Origin of the sequence: Streptomyces sp. Sge12 (assembly GCF_002080455.1) — a bacterium.
Lineage (GTDB): Bacteria > Actinomycetota > Actinomycetes > Streptomycetales > Streptomycetaceae > Streptomyces.
Map to the genome: position 1 here is coordinate 7,924,471 of NZ_CP020555.1, position 14,506 is coordinate 7,938,976.

Here is a 14,506-nt window from a genome sequence, read left to right on the forward strand (position 1 = left end):
AGGTCCTTACGTCGAGGGGGTGCGCGCGGGGAGAGGGAGGGAGGGAGCGGGGAGAAGGGGAGCGGGAGGGCGGGGTCAGGGGGCCGGGCACTCGGCGGTCCACCAGGCGGCGGTCGCCGCGGGGAGCACGCCGTCGGGGCACGGGCCGCTGGCCAGCAGCGGGGTTCCGGGGACCGGGGCGGGTACCGGCTCCGCGCCGAAGTTGACCGCGCAGACCAGGCCGTCGCCGCGGACGATCGCCAGGACCTGCGGCGGCGCGTCCAGCCAGCGCAGTGCGCCGTCGCCGAGTTGAGGCAGGGTGCGCCGCAGCTGGAGGCCGTCGCGGTAGAGGTGCCAGAAGGAGCGGGTGTCGGCCAGGGCGCGGTCGGTGGCGTGCTCGGCGAACCACTCGGGCTGCGGCAGCCACGGCTTGGCGCCGCCCGCGTCCCGGGTGAATCCGAACGGTGAGGCGTGCCCGGACCAGGGGAGCGGCACGCGGCAGCCGTCCCGGACGTGCTTGCGGCTGCCCGTGCGCAGGAAGATCGGGTCGGTGAGTACCTCGTCGGGCAGGTCGAGGACCTCGGGCAGGCCCAGTTCCTCGCCCTGGTAGACGTAGGCGGCGCCGGGCAGCGCGAGCATCAGGAGGGCCGCGGCGCGGGCGCGGGCGGCGCCCAGTCCGCTGCCCTCCACTCCGGGCTCGCCCGCGTAGCGGGTCACCGTGCGGATCTGGTCGTGGTTGTTGAGGACCCAGGTGACCGTGGAGCCGGTGCCGGCGATGTCGCGTATCGCCTCGGTGATCGTCGCGCGGAAGGCGTCGGCGTCCCAGGGCGCGCTGAGCAGGTCGAAGAAGAAGGCCTGGTGCAGTTCGTCGGGGCGGACGTATGCGGCGTGCTCGCGTGCGGTGGGTACGGACACCTCGCCGACCAGCAGCCGCTCGTGGCCGTCCAGGGCGGTGTACTCCTCGCAGACCGCGCGCCAGCGCCGCCACACGTCGTGGACCTCGGGCTGGTTCCAGGCGAGCTGGTTGACGGCGTCGCGGGCCCGCTCGTCGGCTCCGGGGTCGTCGGAGTCGGGCAGTGCGGGGTGCTTGAACAGTCCGGCGGCGACGTCGATGCGGAAGCCGTCGACCCCGCGGTCCAGCCAGAAGCGCAGCACCTGCTCGAAGTCGTCACCGACGGCGGGGTCGCGCCAGTTCAGGTCGGGCTGCTCCGGCGTGAAGAGGTGCAGGTACCACTCCCCGGGGGTGCCGTCGGGCTCGATGACCCGGCTCCAGGCGGGACCGCCGAACATGGCGCGCCAGTTGTTGGGGGGCTCCGCCCCGTCCGCGCCGCGGCCGGGCGCGAAGTGGAATCGGGAGCGCGCCGGGCTTCCGGGCTCCGCGGCGAGCGCGTCCCGGAACCACGGGTGCTCGCTGGAGCAGTGGTTGGGGACGATGTCGAGCAGCAGCTTGAGCCCGAGTCGGCGGGCGTCGGCCACCAGCCGGTCGAATTCGGCGAGGTCGCCGTAGACGGGGTCGACCCCGCAGTAGTCGGCCACGTCGTAGCCGTGGTCGTGCTGCGGCGAGGGGTAGAAGGGGCTGAGCCAGATCCCGTCGACACCGAGCTTGCGCAGGTACGGGAGCCCGGCCCGGACGCCGGCCAGGTCGCCGATGCCGTCCCCGGTGCTGTCGAGGAAGCTGCGGACGTAGACCTGGTAGATCACCGCGTCACGCCACCAGGGGGCGGTCGCGGTGGCGGTGCGGGAGGGGCGGCCGGTGTCGGCCGGAAGGGTGCTGAGCATCTCGCGTCGACCTGTCTGCTGAATGCGAGAGCGCTCCGGATCGGTGCGCTGTTATGCATGCATGTTAAGTAGCAGCGACTGGAAGGTGTCAACGATGTGTCCAGAAACAGCGAAAAGCTGGGGTGGTTTGTACCTAAAGGCCCGCATGCATGAAGAAGGGTCTCTACTTAACATGTAAGTAGAGACCCTTGGGGTGACACAGAAAGGGGACCGCGGAGTGGGCTCAGCCCTTGCGGGAAATGGCCCCGAGTTCGCGCGCGAGCCGCGCCGTCGCCTCCTCGGGCGTCTGGCGCAGCGCCATCACGTCCTGCGCCACGGCCTGCACGGCGAGGCTCACCTGGTCGTAGCGCGGACTCTTGGGGCGCGGCACCGCCGACAGCAGGCTCTGGCGGAGCGTGGGCAGGTACGGATGCGCCCGGACCAGCTCGGGGTCCTCGTACAGTGCGGCGCGCACCGGCGGCAGCGAACCCCGCGTGAGCACCTGCCGCTGGACCCGCTCACTGGTGAGGTACGAGATCAGGTCGGCCGCCGACGCCGGATGCCGCGCACGGCTGCTCACCGCGAGGTTGGAGCCGCCCAGCACACTGGTGCCGGGCCCGTCCGCTCCGGGCAGCGGCACGGCACCGAACCGGCCCGCGATCTTCGACCCCTCCGCGCCCGCGTCCGCGTACACGTAGGGCCAGTTCCGCAGGAAGAGCAGCCGGCCGTCCTGGAAGGCCTGCCGCGACTCCTCCTCCTTGTAGCCGAGCGCGTCGCGGGAGATCCAGCCGTCCCGCACACCGTCCGCGAGGAACCGCAGCCCGGCGCGCGCCGCGTCGGAGTCCACGCTCACGCGGGCCCCGTCGTCGCGCAGGATCGACCCGCCCGCCGAGTGCACGGCCTCCGTGACGTTCACGGTGAGGCCCTCGTACGGCAGGAACTGGCCGGCATAGCCGTCGAGTCCGTACTGCGGGGCGATCGTGCGCACCTGGCGGACCAGATCGGCCCAGGTGCGCGGCGGCTCCTCGCCCGCCCGGTCCAGGATGTCCTTGCGGTAGTACAACAGGCCCGCGTTGGTGACGTACGGGACCGCGTACAGCCGCCCGTCGAAGGTCGCGGTGTCGACGACCGGGCGCAGGAAGGCGTCCAGCGGGAAGCGCTCGCGCGGGAGGGGGGAGATCCACCCGGCCGCGGCGAACTCGGACGTCCAGGCCACGTCGATGTTCAGCACGTCGAACCGGTCGCGGCCCGATCGCAGTTCGCTGATCATCTGGGCCCGGGTCTCGTCCGCCGAGTCGGGCAGCTCGACGAGCGTGACCCGCTCGTCGGGATGGGCGTCGTTCCAGTCCTCGAGGAGCGGCGGGAGGTAGTCCGTCAGATCGCCCGCCGTCACGAGCGTGAGCGGCCCGCGGTCCCCGGAAGACGCCCCGGAGGCCGCCCCCGCGTCGGCCCGGACGCCGAAACCGGTGTAACCCGCCAGTACGACCGCCCCGACCAGGAGAGCTCTACCCGCGGCACGCATCCACCGCATAGATTCCTCCCAGTGCACGATCCGGCTGCGCCGCCGACCATCGTGGCCTATATATACCCGTTAGGCATGGGCGATACTAGACGCCCAGGCAGACGAGACGGACGGCGGCGCAACTCGGCCCGCCGCCGAGTGAACCGTTGACTACGGAGCGGGAAGGAGGGGGAGCGAGTGCGGCTGGCGCTCCTTGCGCTCCTCACCCGTAGCCCTGCGCACGGTTACGAGCTGAAGCAGGACCTTGAGAAGCTCCTGGGCGCCGCGTACCCTCAGCCGAACGTCGGCCAGATCTACGTCACCCTCGGCCGGCTGGAGAAGAGCGGCCTGATCGAGGGCGAGGACGTCGAGCAGTCGGGACGGCCCAACAAGCGCACGTACCGCCTGACGGACGCCGGGCGCGAAGCCGTGCAGGCCTGGTTCGAGGAAACCGCCGAGGAACCCCGGGTACGGGACGAGTTCTTCATGAAGCTCGCCCTCGCACCGCAGTCGGGTCTGGCCGATCCGGTCGCACTGATCAACAAACAGCGGCGGCAGTACCTCAACACCATGCGGGACCTGTCCAAGCTGGCCGCGGCGGAGGACCGCGACAACAAGATCTCCCAACTGCTGATCGAGGGCGCCATGCTGCACCTGCAGGCCGACCTCGACTGGCTGGAACGCTGCCAGGAGGAGCTGGAATGAGCGACGACGCCACCACCGCCGCTCCCGGCGAGCCCATAGTGCGGGCCGAGGGCCTGACCAAGACGCACCACGGCGAAGGCGTACCGGTGCACGCCGTACGCGCAGTGGACCTGTCCGTCCGGCCGGGCGAGTTCGTCGCGGTCACCGGACCCTCCGGAGCCGGCAAGTCCACGCTGCTGCACCTGATAGGCGGCCTCCAACGTCCCGACAGCGGCAAGCTGTGGCTCGGCGGCGAACGCGTCGACGAATACCGCGAGGCCCGCTGGGCGGTCCTCAGGCGCCGCAGCATCGGCGTCGTCTTCCAGTTCTTCAACCTGGTCTCCAACCTCACCGTCGCCGACAACGTCGAACTGCCCGCCCTGCTCGCCGGAGCCTCCCCGAAGGCCGCCCGCGCATCCCGCGCCGAACTGCTCGCCGACCTCGGCCTCGAAGGCCGCGAACGGTCCATGCCCGGCGAACTGTCCGGCGGCGAACAGCAGCGCGTCGCGCTCGCCCGCGCCCTGGTCAACCACCCCGCACTCCTGCTCGCGGACGAACCGGCCGGCAGCCTCGACAGCAAGGGCACCCGCGAGGTGCTGCGGCTGCTCTCCCGCTTCCACCAGCGCGGCCAGACGATCATGATGGTCACCCATGACGCCCGGATGGCCAGCGCCGCCGACCGCGTCATCAGCTTCTTCGACGGACGGATAGCCGACGACGCGCACCTCGGCGGCGGCCACCGCCCGCCCGCCCGGGGTGTCTCGGGCGTGCTGGACCTGGACCCGGAACCGGAACCGAAGCGGTGACCGTGCGGGCCACCCTGCGCTGGGCACACGCCGACTTCCGCGCGCACCGCGGCGAAGCCCTCTTCGTCGTCCTGGCCAGCGCCGGGATCATCGCCTCGCTACTGCTCGCCGGCGCACTGTTCAGCTACGCCGCGAACCCCTGGCAGCGCGTCTTCAACCAGTCCCACGGCGCCCACATCTGGCTGCACACCCGCGCCGGGGCGGACATGGCGGCCCTGTCCCGCGTGGAGGGGGTCGCCGCCCTCTCCGGGCCCTACCGCACAGCGGCGACGACGGTCGAGTCGCGCGGCGCCCGGGTCGGGGTGACGCTCCGCGCCGCCGGGGCGGCGCCCCCGGAGACCGGGCGGCCGCTCGTCACCGCCGGCAGCTGGCTCACCGGGCCGGACGAGTCCGGCAGCGGTAGCGGTAGCGGTAGCGGTACGGGCGCCGGCACGGACGCCGGGGCGCGTGCCGGCACCGGCACCGGTGCCGTCGTACTGGAGGCTTCGGTCGCGCGGGCGCTCTGGGCGGAACCGGGCGACACGATCCGGGTCACCGGCCCCGACGGCGCCCCGCACGCACTGCGGGTGAGCGGGATCGCCGAGGTGGCCGAGCCCCGCTACCACCCGGGCGGCGGCCCCGGCATCGGCTGGGTACTGTCCGGCACCCTCGGTGAGATCGCCCCCACAGAGACCGGGCAGAGCGTGGGCCTGCGCCTGGCCGACCCGGACGACACCGATTTCATCGTCCAGCGCGCCGTGACCGTCCTCGGCGCCGACCGGGTCGCCCAGGTCACCAACTGGCAGCAGGCACGCGCCGAGGCGGGCGGCGACGACCGACTGCTCGGGCAGATGTTCGCCGTCTTCGGGCTCGGCGCGCTGCTCGCGGCCGCGCTCGCCGCCGCCGGAGCCATCGGCGCCCGGGTCCGCGGCCAGCTCAGGGACATCGCCGTCCTCAAGGCCATCGGATTCACCCCCGGCCAGGTGACCCGCGGCTTCCTCGTCCAGCACCTGGCCTTCGCACTCCTCGGCGTGGCCCTCGGCACCGCGGCGATCGCCCTGCTGGGCGCCCGGATACCCGGCAGGATCGGCGAGGCGGCCGCGGTCTGGCAGGACCTGCCCGGCCACACCGCGCTCATGATCGGCGTCCCCTGCGGAGCCGTGCTGCTGATCGCGGCCGCAACCGGACTCTCGGCCTGGCGGGCCGGACGGGTCCCGCCCGTGCCCGTGGCCCGGGCCGCACTGCCCTCCGCCGCCCCGATGACCGCGCTCGGCAGGCGCGCCCTCGGCGTACGCGTGCCCCCCGCCCTGGTCCTGGGATGGCGCGCGGCCTTCCCGCGGCGCGGCCGCACCCTCGTCCCCGTGGCCCGGCTCGCCCTGCCACTGCTCCTGATCACCGTCGCGCTCGTCGCCTGGTCGACGCTGGACCAGTTCCGCAGCCGCCCCGCACAGGTGGGACTGCCCGCGGCACTGACCGTACGGGCCGCCCAGCCGGCCGCGTCCGCCGAAGCGGAACTGGAGCGGACCCTCGCTGCCGTACCGGACGTCGAAGCCGTCCACCCGGGCGCCGAGATGGCGGCGCTCGTGCCGGGGCAGACCGGAACGATCACCCTCCGGGGGCTGGGTACCGCCCGGGACCCCTACCCCTCCAAGGTGGTGGAAGGACGCGCCGTCAGCGGTCCGGACGAGGCGGTGGCGGGGCAGGGACTGCTCGACCTCCTCGGGGTGCGGGTCGGCGCGTGGGTCCGGATGACCGTCGAGGGACGGCCGCAGATCCTGCACGTCGTCGGCCGCACCATCGAACCCGAGTCCGGGGGCCGGGTGATCACCACGACCCTCGACGCACTGCGCGAGCGCGATCCGGAGCTGCGGCCCGACTTCCACGCCCTGGTGCTGCGCGCGGGCGCCGACCCCCGGGCCGTCGGCGCCGCGCTCGCCGGGACGGCGGGGGGAACGCTGGAGGTCCGGGAGACACCGAACCCGGTCGACCGGCTGGAACCGGCGCGCGCAGTGATCGCCGCCCTGATCGCGGTGCTGGCCCTGATCGGCCTGATCGAACTGCTCACCCTGATCAGCACCGGTGTCCGCGACCGGGGCCGTGACCTGCTCGCACTGAAGGCGATCGGGCTGACGCCCCGGCAGATCGGCTCGATGATCGTGACGGCCGCCGGACTGACCGCCCTGGCTTCCGCCGTCGCCGGTACGGCCCTGGGGCTGCTGTCCGGCAGGTGGCTGGTCGACACCCAGGGCGCGTCGAGCGGTATCGGCGCCGGAATCGCCCAACTGCCTTCCCTGCCCGTGCTGTTGACCGTGATCGTCGGGTCGGTGCTGGGCGCGGTGGCCGCGGCGGCACTCCCGGCGGCACGCGCGGCCCGGCGCCGACTGGCGGACTCCCTCAGCGAAACCCTCTGACGGGTTGCGGCCTGCGGCCTGCGGCCTGCGGGCTATCGGCTACGCGCGCGGTGGGACGCGTGCAGTCGCGACAGGGTGCGGTGGCCGCGTTCCGTGACCTCCGGGTCCTGGTGGCGGGCGCCGTACGCGATCCCGGAGACCGCGTCGAAAGCGGCTTCGCAGTCCTGCGCGAGTTCCTCGGCGGGCGTCAGCGCCCTGCCGTACCCGTCGAGGAAGGCGGTGCGCAGATCGGCCCGCCCGGTCCACGTATCGCTCAGGCGCACCATGTCGCGGGTCGCGGTGGCGTACTCCGACCGCTCGAAGTCGAACAGCGTCACTTCGCCGTCGTCGGCCAGGAGCACGTTGCGGTACTGGAGGTCCCCGTGCGTGGGCACCAGCACGGGCCGCGGGAGGTCCTCGTAGATAGGGACCAGGCCGAGGACCAGCTCCTCGTCCCCGGCCGCCAGGTGGGGCCGGGCCTCCTCCAGGTGGCGCTTCACCGTGGCCGCGGCGGTGGCAGGTCCGGCCGGCCGCTCGGGGGCCGAGCGGTGCAGCGCGCGAGCCAGGCGGCCCAGCTCCCGGTGGAGGTGGACCTCGGCCGCGGCGTCGAGGAGCATCCCGCGCGGTGACCGGCCGGCCAGCGCGGTGACGACGACGGCCCGCACCGCCGGGTCGGCCGCGACGAGCCGGGGAGCCCCGCGCCCGAGCACGGGGACCCACGCGCGGTACGCGGCCACCTCCCGGTCGTGGAAGGCCGGGCCGCGGTGCTGCTTGAGGTACCAGATGCCGCCGCCGGAGCCGGTGAGGCGCCACACCCGGCTGCCGGTGCGCGCCCAGGAGGTGTCGGCGGCCTCCGCGATCCGGCCGACGGCGTGCTCGGCGAACTCCCTCAGCCGGCGCGGCAGCTCCACCCCGCCGGTGGGCGGCCCCGGCACGAGACGGGTGCGGTCCACCGCGTCCGCGGCGTACGCGACGGGGTCGCCGGGCCGCTGGAAGTGCACGGCGGCGGGCAGGCCGGCGCGGTAGGCGTCCAGTCCGGCCCGGCAGTACGCCACCATCGGATCCGGCAGACCGTCCAACGGGTACCAGCCCATCCCGTCGCACCGGTCCGGCTCCATCACCCGGGGCGCTCCCGACCACCGCCGCACCTCGAAGAGGACGCCGATCCGCGAACCGGCGCCCCGGGGAGGCCGATGGTGGACCGTGACCGCCGCGGCCACGTCCTCGGCCGCGATGACGACACCGGTCTCCTCACGGGCCTCCCGGATCACCCCCTCGACCATGTCCTCGCCCGGTTCCAGATGCCCGGAGGGCAGGTGCCACATCCCGGCGGCGTACACGGGGCCGGCCCGGCGCGACAGCAACACCTCGGGGCCGGATCCGCCGTCGCGGCGCAGGACGAGATGGACGTCGACGGGCACGGTGTGCCGGGGACCGCCGTGGGCCACCGGTTCGAACGAGGTCATGCGTTGCGTCTCCGATCGTCGTCGTCGGCTGCACGGCCGGGGCCGCCACCGAACCACGATTCCCCGGCCGGGCCTTGCGCGCGACCGATTCCCGCACACCCGGGCACCATGGGACAGAAGAGGCGAGCAGAGGAGAGGCGACGACGATGGCCGAGCGCATCATCGAGGCGGAAGGCATCAGACTGTGCACCGAGTCCTTCGGCGACCCGTCGGATCCGCCCGTACTGCTCATCATGGGGACGGGCGCCTCGATGCTCTGGTGGGAGGAGGGCTTCTGCCGGATGCTCGCCGAGGGCGGCCGCTTCGTGATCCGCTACGACCACCGCGACACCGGGAGATCGGTCACCTACGAGCCGGGCCGTCCCGGATACACCGGCGCGGACCTCGTCGCCGATGCCGTGCGGGTGCTCGACGCCCGGGGGATCGCGGCCGCGCACGTCGTGGGCGTCTCCGCCGGCGGGGCGCTCGCGCAGTTGCTCGCCCTGGACCACGCACGCCGCGTCCTCACGCTCGTGCTGATCAGCACGTCCTGCGCCGTGCCCGGCGACGGGGACCGCGACCTGCCCCCGCCGACCGAGGAGTTCATGCGGTTCGTCACGACCGCGCAGGTGGACTGGTCGGACGCCGACTCGGTGATCGACCATCAGGTCGCCTACGCGCGCGTCCTCGCGGGCGGCCGGCGCCCGTTCGACGAGACCGCCGCCCGCGGCCTGGTCCGCCGCGACGTCGAGCGCGCGGACGACTTCGGCGCGGCACGCAACCACGACTGCCTTCCGGACGGCGAGCCCCCACGCGCATCCCTGTCCTCGATCGCGGTACCCACCCTGGTGATCCACGGGACGGCCGACCCGATGTTCCCGCTCCGCCACGGCGAGGTACTCGCACAACAGATCGTCGCTGCACGGCTGTTGGCTCTGGCGGACGCGGGTCACGGCATCGACCGGGCCGACTGGCCGACGATCGTCGCCGCCGTCCTCGACCACACCGGCACCGACGACGTCACCTCCTGAACGCCGACGGAGCGCTGCCGGAAGCAGGCCTACGGCCGGCCAGGGCCGGGGCCGGTGCGGGCGCCGCCTTCCCCGCTCCTCGTCGCCCGTACCCGATCCACGCAGTAGGCGCCCAGCCCCACCAGCAGGGCCGCCCCGGCCGCGTACACCGGCAACCACAGCGTCGTCGTGGCGGACAAGCGGTCGGCAACGGCCGTATGGCTCTGGGCCTCCTGAGTGAGCGCCAGGGCGGCACCGTCGCGACCGGCCAGGTCCGCCAGCGCCGCCTCGGTCCGGATGCTCTCGTACCTGCCCAGGGCAGGACACCTGGCCCGCGTGCCCGGCATCGGGAACAGCCACGCCCAGCGCTGGAACACGGGTGCCAGGGTGATCGCCACGCACAGGCCGACGACCAGGGAGTACGCCGCCAGGTTCCCCACCTACGCAGAGCGGAGACCGGGCGCGGGCGTCCACCGCGGAAGCCGGTAGAGGGTGAGGAGCACGGTAAGGAGCGTCACCCCGATGTACGTGGCGAACCACTGCCACGAACCCTGTGCGAGGACGGCGGTCAGTACCGCCCCGAGCGCGATGCCGATGACCCCGGGCTCGCCGGCAACACCACGGCTCGCACCGGTGGAAGCCGAACTCCGGGCACCCTGGAAGCCGGGTTCGTCCACGGTTTCTCCTGCCTCGTTCGGCCACCAGCATCCCGGCGCACCGCTCCGTCGGCCAGGCACCATGCCGTGGCGACCCGAATGCCTGGTCCGCCCACCGGGCCCGGTGCCGGATACTCGATCTTCGAACAGGGGAGAAGAGCGGATGGGGAGACGTGTGACGGCGGCCGAGGAGCTGGTGTTTGATCACGAGCAGGTGCGCAGGAACGGGATCGAGTCGTACGAAGGCACTCCACTCGACGTGCGCATGGTGATCGCGGCCATGCCGCAGCACGTCAAGGACGAGTTCCGTCTCGACGAGGTGCCGTGGAGCCGCTTCGGGCACGCCTACGGCTCGGCCGACGACGTACCCGGGCTGCTGGCCCGGCTGCGCTCGGACGCCGAGGCGGCGGACCACGCCCTGGGCCGGCTGCGGAGCAGCCTGGTCCACCAGGGCACCGTCGGCTCCGCGGCCCCCCTGGCCGTGCCGTTCCTCCTGCGCGTCGCCGCAGACCCGACGGCGCACCACCGTGCGCAAACGCTCGGCCTGGCCACCGCTGCCGCCCGCCGCGCGCACTGGGGGTACGGCACCCGCGCCACCTTCCTCCAAGTGGCCGCGCAGGACCGGCTCTGCGACTGCTCCGGCTACGCGATGAACTGGTCCGTCGAGGCGGCACGCAACGCCCTCACCGCCGACGCCGACCTGCTCCTTCCCCTCCTCCACGACCCGGACCCCGAGGTCCGCACCGCCGCCTGCTACGCCCTCGCCACGGCCACCGGCGAAGCCGACCGCATCGCGGACGCCCTCCGCGCCCGCCTCGCGGTCGAGGAGACTCCCGGGGGCCGCGCGAGCCTCGTCCTGGCCTTCGCCGAACTTGCCCGTGAGAACCCCGTCCCCGGCGCCGCTGCCCGGTTGCGCTCCCTGTGGCCCGACCCGGCGCAGCCCGCGGACGTCCGGGTGGCTGCCGCGCTCGGCTGGCTCTGCCTCGTGGACGACCCGGTTCCGGACGAGCTGCGCACGGTGCTCGATGCTCTGGTCTCCGCCCCCGACCTGGCCCGTGACCTCGACCGCGTCCGGTGGATCGCCCACGTGGACGACGAACAGGGCCTCGCCCGCACCCTCGACCAGCTGCTGAACGAAGCCGCACCGGGACTCATCGACCCCGACCCCTGGGGCTGACCGAGGGGAGAGCTCCCGCCATTGAACGGCAGCTCTCAGGTATCACTTGATGACAGGACCAGCCGCACGTTCCGTGCGCCTGGAGCAGGTCACCGGACGACAGCAGGGGAGAGCTTGGTGCAGGGGCCGTCCGTATCACGGAGTTCGATCAAGAAGTGCGAGCAGGCATGGCTTCAGGGGGTCGCGCAGCTGAGGCTGGGCAACCGGGGCGCTGCGGCAGATTCCTTCCGCGCTGCCGTTGAGCACAATCCGCACGCCGCCGATGCCTGGTTGGGGCTTCACGCCGCCGGACAGCTCCAGGGCCAGGCGGTCGAGGCCATGCACGCTCAGGCCCAGTCCTTCGGGGAAATGCGCACGATGCTCCAGACCCCGTTGTCCTCCCGGTTCCAGATCGGGACCTACGTCACCTTTCGCCTGGAGACGCCCCGCGACCTGTGGCTCGCGCGGGCGGCGAAACTCCTGGACGACGGGCTGCTCGACCAGGCGTGGGACATGCTCTCCCACGCCGTGCTCGACTGCGACGAGACCCGGTTCGTCTGCGCGCGGTACGCCGTCCTGAAGAAGGACTGGCCACTCCTGCTGACGTTTGCCGAGGGGATCCGGGACTCCTTGCTCCGGGACGAGTCGCAGCTCTGTGTCGCGGCCGGCCTCATCGCTCAGGGCGTCTCCCACGAGGCGCTCAATGTGCTGAACCCGCTCCCGCTGGCGCTCGGCGACAACGCCGGCTTTCTCGGGGAGGTCGCCTATCTGCGCGGCGGCGCATACGAGCAACTCGGCCGGGCCGAGGAGGCGCTGCAGCAGTTCCAGAGGGCGTTCCGGTACAGCCCGAATCTGGCCGATGTGGCCCAGCGCGCGAAGGTGACGCCCCCGCCCGCTGCACGCGTGCCCGCCCAGGCGGCCTCCGCTGCGCCGCGGGAACAGCACGAGGGCCCCTCCGGAGGCACCTTGAGCGACGAGGAGCGCTCGGTGTTGCTGGACGAGGCGATGGCCGAACTGGATGCGATGGTCGGTCTGGCTCCGGTGAAGCGCCAGGTGCGGAGCCTGTCGGCACAGCTGAGGATGGCGGCGGTGCGCAGGAGCCAGGGCCTTGCCGCAGCGCCGGCACCTCAGCATTTGGTGTTCGCCGGGCCGCCCGGCACGGGCAAGACCACGGTCGCCCGCGTCGTCGGCAAGGTGTTTGCCGGGCTCGGCCTGCTCGAGCGGGGCCATGTTGTCGAGGCTCAGCGCGTCGACCTCGTGGGAGGGCACCTCGGAGAGACGGCGATCAAGACGTCCGAGGCCATCGACCGGGCGCTGGACGGCGTCCTCTTCATCGACGAGGCGTACGCGCTGTCCAACACCGGCTATTCAGGTGGTGACGCCTTCGGGAAGGAGGCGCTGCAGGTACTGCTGAAACGCGCCGAGGACGACAGGCACCGCCTGGTCGTGGTTCTGGCCGGGTATCCGGACGAGATCGCCGAGCTCCTGTCCACCAACCCGGGTCTGGCCTCCCGCTTCAGCACCCGGGTGGACTTCCCCTCCTACACGGTTGACGAACTGGTGCTGATCGCGGAGTCGTTCCTGGCAGCCCAGGGGGACTCGCTCACCGAGGAGGCGGCCGTCGCGTTGCGCATGTCCTGCGATCTCGTCGTCGCCGAGGGCGCCATCGACCGGCTCGGCAACGGCCGCTTCGCGCGCGAACTCGCCCGGAAGACCGCTGCGGCGCGGGACCTGCGCGTCTTCGACAGGCACGGCATCTCAGGAGTTCCGTCGCAGGACGAGGTCACCACGCTGTACGTGTGTGACGTCATGGACGCGCACCAGGAGCTCACCGGCAGCATCCAGCCCCGTCCCTCGGCCGCTCCGGAGGCTTGAGCGGCAGAGCATACGAGAACAGCAAGGCATACAACCGATGCAGCGTTGCGGACCTTCCAGCGCGCTCGCATACCAGCCGCGATCGCCCGATGTGTCCGGTTGCTACTGCCCATCAACAGCTGTCGTACGAGCGGTGCGAGGTCGGCCGGTATCGGAGCAGTCCTGGTACGTCCAGGAGCGGACCCCAGCGGCAACGGCCGCTGCTTGGACAACGGCATCGGGGTCGGGGGGCTCTCCAGGTCGGCCCGGGCCAGCGGCGACGTGGGCAGACGGCTTGGCGACCGCCCCGAGTAAACCGATGGCATCGACAGCTGTCGGGCGACAAGACTGCACTGGTGAACACCCTGCCACCGCCGCCGGACCCGCTCCTCCGGCCGGTACAGGACGTGCGCGCCCGCGACCTCGTTCGCGATTACGTGGACATGCACGCCCTGGTTGCCGACCTGGTTCTGCCCGTCGACGCGTCGATGTACGTCATGAGCGCGATGGAAACGTCCCGGGAGCTCATCCGGCACTCCTACTACCGGTACGAGTTCGCCACCGTCGCGGTCACGCACTCCCTGTTCGCCCTCGAGCATGTCCTCGCCGAGCGACTGGGCACGAACGGACCGCTCCACCTCCTCATCGAGCGAGCCACCGACGCAGGGCTCATCACGGCCGGACTCGCTGTCGAACTCGACCGCAGCCGACTGCTGCGCGAAAAGCTCACGCAGGGCGCCGAGTCAAGTGCCGCCCTCCGCCCGCTCCGGGCACTCGCAATGGTGCGTGCCGTCTTCGATGCCGTCTCCCTGCTCCTTCGCCCAGCGTCTGCGGCAGAGGCGACAGCCGCCGACGTGGGCGGAGCACAGACCGAAGTCGGACTCACCGGGCTGTGGGAGGACCACCTGCGCGCCCTGTTCCCCGACGGCTTCCGCGGCGTGGACTTCGACGGCGTGGACCTGGTCCTCCTGGACGCCGACGTTGCCGGCCTCGTACAGAGGGAGCTGAAAGGTGGACTCGACGACAGCGGCATCGCCTACCTGTGGGGCTGCATCGCCGCCCTCGACAAGATCGTGCCGCTGATCAACGAGGAGTACTGCGCCGCCTACTTTGCGAGACTTCGGACGATGGCCCAGGTCGCGGCAGCGCCTTACATCCCCACCGCGATCTGACCACCGAGGTTCCGGCGCACGCTCGTCCGGCTGCCGGACGTGCGCAGCCCAACCTCCCGCAGGATTGGCCGCGCCGGCCCGGATGAGGCCTTGGTGCGCGCGAAGTGCGTCTCATC

The 14,506-nt window shown here is 72.5% G+C and carries 12 protein-coding genes; 7 read left to right on the forward strand and 5 right to left on the reverse strand.

Features of this window, described 5'->3' with window-relative positions; translation table 11 throughout:
- Nucleotides 1-75 precede the first annotated feature (75 nt).
- Both B6R96_RS35670 and B6R96_RS35675 read right to left on the reverse strand, forming a co-directional pair.
- A complete protein-coding gene (locus B6R96_RS35670) occupies nt 76-1,758 on the reverse strand; it encodes a glycoside hydrolase family 13 protein (protein WP_081524864.1) in 1,683 nt (560 codons plus the stop codon).
- A gap of 223 nt (nt 1,759-1,981) precedes the next feature.
- Entirely contained in the window at nt 1,982-3,268 is a 1,287-nt protein-coding gene (locus B6R96_RS35675; RefSeq protein ID WP_081524865.1) for an ABC transporter substrate-binding protein, read from the reverse strand.
- A 168-nt stretch (nt 3,269-3,436) separates the two neighbouring features.
- On the opposite strand from B6R96_RS35675, the gene B6R96_RS35680 reads away from it, so the two are divergent.
- The 3 genes from B6R96_RS35680 to B6R96_RS35690 are packed head-to-tail and all read left to right on the forward strand — an operon-like array spanning nt 3,437 to nt 7,118.
- The gene (locus B6R96_RS35680) at nt 3,437-3,943 is read left to right on the forward strand and encodes a PadR family transcriptional regulator (RefSeq protein ID WP_030389516.1); all 507 of its coding nucleotides are present in this window, start codon (nt 3,437-3,439) and stop codon (nt 3,941-3,943) included.
- Nucleotides 3,940-4,728 carry an ABC transporter ATP-binding protein gene (locus B6R96_RS35685; protein ID WP_081524866.1) on the forward strand — a complete coding sequence of 263 codons (789 nt, stop codon included), beginning with the start codon at nt 3,940-3,942 and terminating at the stop codon, nt 4,726-4,728. The genes B6R96_RS35680 and B6R96_RS35685 overlap by 4 nt, the downstream gene beginning before the upstream one ends.
- 2 nt (nt 4,729-4,730) lie before the next feature.
- Entirely contained in the window at nt 4,731-7,118 is a 2,388-nt protein-coding gene (locus B6R96_RS35690) for an ABC transporter permease (protein ID WP_081525425.1), read from the forward strand.
- A 32-nt stretch (nt 7,119-7,150) separates the two neighbouring features.
- Here B6R96_RS35690 and B6R96_RS35695 read toward each other — a convergent pair whose 3' ends face one another.
- The gene (locus B6R96_RS35695) at nt 7,151-8,563 is read right to left on the reverse strand and encodes an NUDIX domain-containing protein (RefSeq protein WP_081524867.1); all 1,413 of its coding nucleotides are present in this window, start codon (nt 8,561-8,563) and stop codon (nt 7,151-7,153) included.
- A gap of 146 nt (nt 8,564-8,709) precedes the next feature.
- Between B6R96_RS35695 and B6R96_RS35700 the strand changes: the two genes are divergently transcribed.
- Nucleotides 8,710-9,573: an alpha/beta fold hydrolase gene (locus tag B6R96_RS35700; RefSeq protein ID WP_081524868.1), complete on the forward strand. Its 864-nt coding sequence runs from the start codon at nt 8,710-8,712 to the stop codon at nt 9,571-9,573.
- Nucleotides 9,574-9,602: 29 nt separating this feature from the next.
- On the opposite strand, the gene B6R96_RS35705 is transcribed toward B6R96_RS35700, so the two are convergent.
- Together B6R96_RS35705 and B6R96_RS38385 are read right to left on the reverse strand one after the other, a co-directional pair.
- The gene (locus B6R96_RS35705) at nt 9,603-9,992 is read right to left on the reverse strand and encodes a hypothetical protein (protein WP_237291620.1); all 390 of its coding nucleotides are present in this window, start codon (nt 9,990-9,992) and stop codon (nt 9,603-9,605) included.
- Nucleotides 9,993-10,229: a hypothetical protein gene (locus B6R96_RS38385; protein ID WP_237291621.1), complete on the reverse strand. Its 237-nt coding sequence runs from the start codon at nt 10,227-10,229 to the stop codon at nt 9,993-9,995. It lies immediately after the preceding gene.
- Between the two features lie 142 nt (nt 10,230-10,371).
- On the opposite strand from B6R96_RS38385, the gene B6R96_RS37070 reads away from it, so the two are divergent.
- The 3 genes from B6R96_RS37070 to B6R96_RS35720 all read left to right on the forward strand — a co-directional run bounded on the left by B6R96_RS37070 (nt 10,372) and on the right by B6R96_RS35720 (nt 14,390).
- A complete protein-coding gene (locus B6R96_RS37070; RefSeq protein ID WP_107475649.1) occupies nt 10,372-11,385 on the forward strand; it encodes a hypothetical protein in 1,014 nt (337 codons plus the stop codon).
- A gap of 117 nt (nt 11,386-11,502) precedes the next feature.
- A complete protein-coding gene (locus B6R96_RS35715) occupies nt 11,503-13,239 on the forward strand; it encodes an AAA family ATPase (protein WP_237291622.1) in 1,737 nt (578 codons plus the stop codon).
- A gap of 335 nt (nt 13,240-13,574) precedes the next feature.
- On the forward strand, nt 13,575-14,390 hold the full coding sequence (locus B6R96_RS35720; protein ID WP_237291623.1) for a hypothetical protein: 816 nt from the start codon (nt 13,575-13,577) through the stop codon (nt 14,388-14,390).
- Nucleotides 14,391-14,506 lie beyond the last annotated feature (116 nt).

Excerpts from the sequence above, each read along its gene's own strand:
- B6R96_RS35700 (WP_081524868.1), top strand. The coding sequence starts at position 8,710 with ATGGCCGAGCGCATCATCGAGGCGGAAGGCATCAGACTGTGCACCGAG.
- B6R96_RS35685 (WP_081524866.1), top strand. The coding sequence starts at position 3,940 with ATGAGCGACGACGCCACCACCGCCGCTCCCGGCGAGCCCATAGTGCGG.
- B6R96_RS35695 (WP_081524867.1), bottom strand. The coding sequence starts at position 8,563 with ATGACCTCGTTCGAACCGGTGGCCCACGGCGGTCCCCGGCACACCGTG.
- B6R96_RS35675 (WP_081524865.1), bottom strand. The coding sequence starts at position 3,268 with ATGCGGTGGATGCGTGCCGCGGGTAGAGCTCTCCTGGTCGGGGCGGTC.
- B6R96_RS35670 (WP_081524864.1), bottom strand. The coding sequence starts at position 1,758 with ATGCTCAGCACCCTTCCGGCCGACACCGGCCGCCCCTCCCGCACCGCC.
- B6R96_RS37070 (WP_107475649.1), top strand. The coding sequence starts at position 10,372 with ATGGGGAGACGTGTGACGGCGGCCGAGGAGCTGGTGTTTGATCACGAG.